Below are 3,834 nucleotides of genomic sequence, written 5' to 3' on the forward strand. Positions count from 1 at the left end.
TGCAGGGGGGACCCTGTGGGAGAGTAGGACGCCGCCGAACAATCATTGTGGGAAAGCCCCGCACCTTATGGTGCGGGGCTTTTCTGCGTTTACGGCCCGATCGCCGAATGGCGTACCGGCTGCCGCATTTGAGATTGCATTGGGGTGCAGGCAAGCCGGCCGGGATTCCTCGCTTCGGTTACTGCGGCTTTCCCCGAGGGCTGGAGTGGCGACGACTGGCAGTCCCAGAAGCGTTGGTGCGCGGTGCTCCATCAGTTCGACGGCGCTGGCGGGCACCTGGACTCGCGCATCCAGTTCACCGGCACCACGGCGACCACTGCGGACCGCTGCTCGACCCCTGGCCAGCCCCGGATCGACTCCGTCGAGCTGAAGGCTCGAGTCGCGGCTCAGGCCCAGGAGTTCCGCCATGGGCACCGTACGACGGCTGGTCGCCAACAGGTCCCGGCGAGCTTCGGCCGACCACAGCGGTGGGTAGAGCGACAGTCCTTGTCGGCCGTTCAGCACGGAGACCTCGTTGCGCCAGCCGTCCCATCGCAAGTCCTCGTAGAACTCCTGGAGCCCTCCGGAGAGAATCCAGGACAGCCATGCCGAGTGGCCGGCGCCCAGGGCCTGCCAGCTGAGGGCGTCGGGGGCGAAGTAGAGGATCTCGCCCGGTTCACCGGGCCGACCGGCCTCACGGGGATCGCTCCGTTGAGGACGAAGGCACCGCCCAGCACGTCGTGCGCAACCACGAGGCCCGCACCCGCGTGCCACGCCGGATCGAATGCCGCGGGCATCGCGTTGACCTCGGCCGGGCTGGGCGGTCCTCCGAGGCCGGCACCATTCGGGCTCCCGGAGATCCGCAGCCACCCGCTGTCCACGAATGGAGCCCGCGCATTCCCGCATCGTCGCACCGGCAACCCGTCTCTCGGCCCTCCGGGGTACGGGGGATCTCCGAGCGGGCTCGCTGCGAGAACGGCTGGGTATCCTGGCCGCGTTCCCCTGGAGGACACCATGACTGCAGAGCAACTGGAAGACGGCGGGCCGCTGATCCCTCAGCCGGCCATGACGCGGGAGGCCCTGCGGGACGCCGTGCGGCGGATCGACATGCCGAGCCTCGTCGTGCTCGACAAGGAGTGCAACGAGGCGTTCGACCGGGCCGCGGAGACCGGGGCGATCAACCCCTTGCGGTTCTTCCTGATCAAGTGGGCCACCCATGTGGCCATCCACCGCTGGCCCGCGCGGTCGGCGGCCCTCCAGGACGCCGAACGTATCGTGGGCGACCCCACCGCGACGGAACAGGAGTTCCGGGCCGCGATGGAGACCAGCAGCCGCATCCTCGCCGAGGCCCAGCGGGAGATCGGCCAGTGACCTTGCGCGGCGAGGGCGTCGAGAACGACAACGGCTGGGCCTGGGAGTGCGATCCCAGTCGGCTGTGGGTACTCGGCGAGATGTCCGCGGAGCACCAGAAGCTCGTCACTGCCGTCCTGGACGGCCTGGTCGACCTGGCCGCCATGGCCATCGACCCCAAGGACGGCAGCCTCTACGAGGACCCGCATCCGATGCGGCTGCGTACGTACGAGGACGAGCACCTGATGGTCTGGTACCAGACCGTCCCCCACCGCAGCCGCGTGTACCTCAAGCGCGTCAACCTATGAGGGCCAGGACGGCCACCGCGGGGGCGGCGTAGATGACGGGGAACGGGATGTGCGCGTACGAGCGGGCCCGGATCACCGCGATGACGGCGCCGGTGAAGTAGAGGACCAGGCCGATGGCGGCGGCCACCCCTATCGCGGGGACGGCCAGTCCCACCAGCAGGCCGACGGCGCCCGCCGCCTTGGCGATGCCGAGCCAGGTCCACCAGGCGCGCGGGACGCCGTACTCGGCGAGCGGCTCGACGACCCACTTGGCGTTGAAGAAGACCGAGCCGGCCGAGAACCCGGCCATCAGCGCGCCGAACAGGGTCGCGATCACGTAGGCAGTCGACATCAGAGGTACTCCGATCAGGTGTTTTACGGGGTTCTTGCGTCCGTCACCCCTCTGACCCGGCACCCCGCGCGAATGTGACTGCGGTCCTCCTACTGCATCCCGATCAGTCGGCGGGCGGCCGTCGACGCACCGTCGGTGCGGACCTCGCCGGCGACGGTACGGGCCGTGTCCGCCACTTCGCTGTCGAGGGCGTGACGCAGGGCGGTGAGCAGGGAGTCGGGGGTCGGTTCGCCGGCCGGGTGGGCGCTGCCGATGCCGAGCTGCTCGACGCGTCGGGCGAAGTAGAACTGGTCGAACATCTGCGGGACGACCACCTGTGGTGTCCCGGATGCCGCGGCAGCGGTGGTCGTGCCGGCGCCGCCGTGGTGCACCACTGCGGCGACCCGTGGGAACAGAGCCTGCTGGTTCACCTCGCCGATCGACAGGCAGTCGGGTTCGTCGTCCAAGAGCGACAGGTCGGCCCAGCCGCTGGACAGGACCAGGCGCCGTCCGAGCGCGCGGGCCGTAGCGATCACCGTCCCGGTGACGCCTTCGGGCGCGCGCATGCTGCCGAACCCGCAATAGAGGGGAGGTTCGCCGGCTTCCAGGAACGCCTCCAGGTCGGCGGACAGCGGCCGGTCGTCCGGCAGGACCCAGGCCCCGGTCTGGTGGACGGTGTCCTGGCCGGATGCCTCCGGCCAGGGCGCGAGAGTGGGATCGGCGGCGAGCCAGGGGGAGTCGGTGAAGATGTGGCTACGGACGTCCTCGACCGGCGGCAGGCCGGCGGCTGCCCTCTGCCCGTTGAGGGCCGTGCCCCACATGGCGTTCCAGCGGTCGGCGTCCTCGGCCCAGAGGGTGCGGTTGTCGACGGTCCCCTCCTGCGCGGGTGTCTGTCCGAGCATCCTGAAGACGGGTGGTGCGTGGTGCGCGGAGGGCAGGGTGATCGGGGCGAAGGCGGCGTAGACGTAGCCGATGCCCCGCTGCTCGGCCACCGAGTGCGCGGCGACGGCCAGTGCTCCGCCTCCCACGATGACGTCACAGCCCTGGGAGGCCGCGCGGACCGCCTCGAACTGCGCGGTGACCGTGCCCTCGATCATCCGGCGGCGCTGCTCGGGCGTGGGGATGGCGCCGGCGCGCTGCTTTGCGGTCCCGCGGAGCTCCGGCCCTACGGGGACGTACGCGATGCCGAGGGACTCGGCCCATCCGCGGAAGTCGGGGGGCGCGCAGACGACGGCATCCTGACCCATTGCCTTCAACCGCACGGCCAGTGCCACCACCGGTTGGACTTCTCCGCGCGACCCGATCGTGGACAACAGAAAACGCATCTCGCTCCCGTCTCGCGCCGGGTCTCCGGCACGTGGGCAGCGATTTTCGCCCCTTATGGGGGTCTTGCGGCAAGGCCCCCTGCCCGCTATACGGTTGAAGTGCGGGGATTGTAGTTACGTCGCTCAGCACGCCGAGCTGTGGTGCCCGGGCGGGAGCTCGCCCCGAAGAAGGCTGATGAAGGTGCGACCGCACGCCAGCAGGGGCTCGGTGGGCTGGTCTCTGAAGAAGCCCATGCTCGTCGAGACCCGCGTGGACGAATCACACGAAGCCGGTCGTGACCTGCAACAACAGGCGCCGACGCGGCCTGGCCGCGGGCGTTTTGACTCGCTCCGACGCCGTGATGTAGAGTCAAACGGTTGCCTGGAGCTGAACAGTTCGGCAACACCCCCCAGGAAGTGAATTCTGAACGGGGGACACTCGACTCCTCATCCAGGAATCTGAAGCCGGGAAATCCGGTGGAAAACTTCTGATAGAGTCGGACTCGCCGGAAAGGGAAACGCGAAAGCGGAAACCTGGAAAGCGAAACCCGCTTCGACCGGGAATCGGACACGAAAGAGTCTG

The 3,834-nt window shown here is 69.1% G+C and carries 6 protein-coding genes; 2 read left to right on the forward strand and 4 right to left on the reverse strand.

The genetic code is table 11. The features are described from left to right. Positions 1-42 precede the first annotated feature (42 nt). Positions 43-606, reverse strand: a complete 564-nt coding sequence (locus AB0M99_RS37560) for a DUF2625 family protein (RefSeq protein WP_365928738.1) — start codon at positions 604-606, stop codon at positions 43-45. Then, the gene (locus AB0M99_RS37565; RefSeq protein ID WP_365928728.1) at positions 498-995 is read right to left on the reverse strand and encodes a DUF2625 family protein; all 498 of its coding nucleotides are present in this window, start codon (positions 993-995) and stop codon (positions 498-500) included. The genes AB0M99_RS37560 and AB0M99_RS37565 overlap by 109 nt, the downstream gene beginning before the upstream one ends. On the opposite strand from AB0M99_RS37565, the gene AB0M99_RS37570 reads away from it, so the two are divergent. Together AB0M99_RS37570 and AB0M99_RS37575 are read left to right on the forward strand one after the other, a co-directional pair. Beyond that, positions 994-1,350, forward strand: coding sequence for a hypothetical protein (locus tag AB0M99_RS37570; RefSeq protein ID WP_365928730.1), 357 nt, complete (start codon positions 994-996; stop codon positions 1,348-1,350). The two genes, AB0M99_RS37565 and AB0M99_RS37570, sit on opposite strands and share 2 nt — an antisense overlap. After that, positions 1,347-1,637, forward strand: a complete 291-nt coding sequence (locus AB0M99_RS37575) for a hypothetical protein (RefSeq protein WP_365928732.1) — start codon at positions 1,347-1,349, stop codon at positions 1,635-1,637. The genes AB0M99_RS37570 and AB0M99_RS37575 overlap by 4 nt, the downstream gene beginning before the upstream one ends. Here AB0M99_RS37575 and AB0M99_RS37580 read toward each other — a convergent pair. Beyond that, positions 1,627-1,968, reverse strand: a complete 342-nt coding sequence (locus AB0M99_RS37580) for a DoxX family protein (protein ID WP_365928734.1) — start codon at positions 1,966-1,968, stop codon at positions 1,627-1,629. The genes AB0M99_RS37575 and AB0M99_RS37580 overlap by 11 nt on opposite strands. Positions 1,969-2,057: 89 nt before the next feature. After that, a complete protein-coding gene (locus tag AB0M99_RS37585; RefSeq protein ID WP_365928736.1) occupies positions 2,058-3,272 on the reverse strand; it encodes a glycosyltransferase in 1,215 nt (404 codons plus the stop codon). Between the last annotated feature and the right edge of the window lie 562 nt (positions 3,273-3,834).

It is taken from the genome of Streptomyces sp. NPDC051183 (genome assembly GCF_040682455.1).
In the GTDB taxonomy this organism is placed as follows: Bacteria; Actinomycetota; Actinomycetes; order Streptomycetales; family Streptomycetaceae; genus Streptomyces.

What these genes read in the sequence shown, in the direction of transcription:
- AB0M99_RS37570 (WP_365928730.1), top strand. Translation starts at nt 994, where the DNA reads ATGACTGCAGAGCAACTGGAAGACGGCGGGCCGCTGATCCCTCAGCCG.
- AB0M99_RS37565 (WP_365928728.1), bottom strand. Translation starts at nt 995, where the DNA reads ATGGTGTCCTCCAGGGGAACGCGGCCAGGATACCCAGCCGTTCTCGCA.
- AB0M99_RS37580 (WP_365928734.1), bottom strand. Translation starts at nt 1,968, where the DNA reads ATGTCGACTGCCTACGTGATCGCGACCCTGTTCGGCGCGCTGATGGCC.
- AB0M99_RS37585 (WP_365928736.1), bottom strand. Translation starts at nt 3,272, where the DNA reads ATGCGTTTTCTGTTGTCCACGATCGGGTCGCGCGGAGAAGTCCAACCG.